We start from the raw sequence: 517 nt of genomic DNA, 5'->3' as shown, positions 1-517 counted from the left end.
GGACCTGCCCCGACGATCCCGGATATTGCAGCAGCGCGCCGAACACCGCCTCCGCGTCCAGGTCGCGGTCCGGATCGCCGACGATGATCCGCCAGCCCATCGGCTCGGCGCGGGTGCGCAGCACCGCCAGCGTCTGCGGATGGCAATCGGCATCGACGAAGAACCCGTCCGCCTTCGACCGCGCCACGCGCCGGGCCAGCGCCATCGCCTCGGCTGCCGCCGTCGCCTCGTCCAGCAGCGAGGCATTGGCCACGTCCAGCCCGGTCAGGTCCGCGACCATGGTCTGGAAATTCAGCAGCGCCTCCAGCCGTCCCTGGCTGATCTCCGGCTGATAGGGCGTATAGGCCGTGTACCAGGCCGGGTTTTCCAGCACGTTGCGCTGGATCACCCCCGGCAGCACCGTGCCGTAATAGCCCTGGCCGATCAGCGAGGTCATGACCCGGTTGCGCCCGGCAATGGCCCGCAGCCGCGCCAGCACCGCCGGTTCGGTCAGGCCCTCGCCCAGCCCCATCGCGCC

The 517-nt window shown here is 70.8% G+C and carries 1 pseudogene; it reads right to left on the bottom strand.

The features are described from left to right. A pseudogene (locus HUK84_RS22620) lies at positions 1-517 on the bottom strand (glycine dehydrogenase (aminomethyl-transferring)); the annotation flags it as partial.

It is taken from the genome of Nguyenibacter vanlangensis, assembly GCF_013376155.1.
In the GTDB taxonomy this organism is placed as follows: domain Bacteria; phylum Pseudomonadota; class Alphaproteobacteria; order Acetobacterales; family Acetobacteraceae; genus Gluconacetobacter; species Gluconacetobacter vanlangensis.
This window is presented reverse-complemented; position numbering and strand designations above follow the sequence as displayed.